The sequence below is a fragment of the Actinosynnema sp. NPDC023658 genome, from assembly GCF_040639995.1.
Taxonomy (GTDB): domain Bacteria; phylum Actinomycetota; class Actinomycetes; order Mycobacteriales; family Pseudonocardiaceae; genus Actinosynnema.
The window spans coordinates 1-1,487 of sequence record NZ_JBFAAX010001235.1 but is presented as its reverse complement, the minus strand read 5'-3'; the positions used below and the strand labels follow the sequence as shown (position 1 = coordinate 1,487).

Sequence of the window (1,487 nt, the reverse complement as noted above, 5' to 3'; positions counted from 1 at the left end):
CAGGTCGTGCGCGGCCTCGTCGGCCAAGCCGGCCAGCACCGGGTCGGGTCTGGCGGGCGGGGGGGGGTCAGCGGACAAGGGCCGCCACCGGGCCGTGTGACCCCTCCCGGCGCGCGGCCGGCACCACCGGTTCCGCGCAGATGTTCTTCGCCACCGACAGCAGCTGCACCACGTCCGTGGCGAACGCGAACCCGCGCGCGTGCTGGTCGCCGGGCGCGTGGAACAGCCGGTAGGCGCGGATCACCCACTCGGTGAGCGAGTCGTCCCGCAGCACCTCGTGCTCCCGCCGCCCGTTGACCGTGACGGTGAGCTGCGAGTGGTCGTCGTCGTCGCTCACCGCGTAGTGGCCGACCGCGCTGCCCCGCTCGAACTCCACGGTGATCCGGCGCTCGCGCACCGGGGAGGTGAGGTCCGAGCTGATCTCCGTGCGCACCCCGCTGTTGTGCCGCAGGCCGATCCGCGCGCCCCCCATGCGGGGCACCACCACGTCACCCACCGTCAGGTCGTACCCGGCGGCGTGCGTGACCCGGGCGCTGCCCGCGAGCCGCAGCGCCAGGCCGACGCCGTGCGGCAGCTCCACGTCGAACGCGGTCCGGTGGCTCGGCTTGGCCAGCGAACGGCGGAAGCGCGGCTTGTTCTGCACGATCGAGATCGACCTCGGCTCGCCCAGCGCGCCGCCGCGCACCAGCTCGGTGAGCCGCACGGTGAGCGCGCTGGTCAGCCACGGCTCGACCACCGCGATCCGCAGGCCGTGCTTGCGGCGCAGCCGGATCAGGCGGGCCAGGTCGTCGGTGTCGGCGGCCAGCGGCTCCTCCGCGATCACGTTGCGGAACCCGCGCTCGGCCAGCTCGGCCATCACCGCGGCGCGCACCGGCGGCGGCGTGCAGACGTGCGCCACCGTGTCGCCGGGGTCGAGCAGCGACGCCGCCTCGGCCAGGCTGCCCACCATCGCCAGGCCCGGTCGGTCCGCCGGCAGCCGCCTCGGGTCGCACGCCACGATCGGCCGGTCGTCGAACAGCTGTCGGACCGAGGTCCGCGCCCTGGCGAGCACCGGCAGGTGCAGTTCCGCACCGGCTCGGCCCAGTCCCACGACGAGTGTGCGCACTAGTGAGCCCCGTCTTGTCTCGTCCGGTTTCGAAGGCATCGGGAATGAGCGATGTCAGCTCAATTGGTGGTCCCGACGTTGTCCCAGTCGGGAAGGTCTGTCAACTGGGCGCCGGCGAGTTGACCAGGAAGAGTGAACTGGTCTGCGCCCCCTCGCCGGGCTGGTGACCTGCCATACGCTGCCACCCGGGAGCGGTGATCGCGGAGGTGAGTGCGCTGACCGGGCCATTCTTCAGGCAATCGGAGACGTTTTCCGCATTGTGGCTGCGGCACATTGTGGAAGTGCCCGTGAACGGCGAGCGCCCACCGGTGAGAAAAGGGCTCGAATGGGAAAGAGCGGTCCGGGTCGAGCGGCCCGCGGGCGGCTCGGGGCGGTGGGCGTG

At 72.6% G+C, this 1,487-nt stretch carries 2 protein-coding genes; one reads left to right on the top strand and one right to left on the bottom strand.

The annotated features are described in order from the left end of the window. Positions 1 to 67: 67 nt before the first annotated feature. The gene (locus tag AB0G02_RS39840) at positions 68 to 1,090 is read right to left on the bottom strand and encodes a Gfo/Idh/MocA family oxidoreductase (RefSeq protein ID WP_360805607.1); all 1,023 of its coding nucleotides are present in this window, start codon (positions 1,088 to 1,090) and stop codon (positions 68 to 70) included. Between the two features lie 209 nt (positions 1,091 to 1,299). On the opposite strand from AB0G02_RS39840, the gene AB0G02_RS39835 reads away from it, so the two are divergent. Further along, the coding region (locus tag AB0G02_RS39835; protein WP_360805604.1) for a hypothetical protein at positions 1,300 to 1,487 on the top strand (188 nt) is incomplete at its 3' end.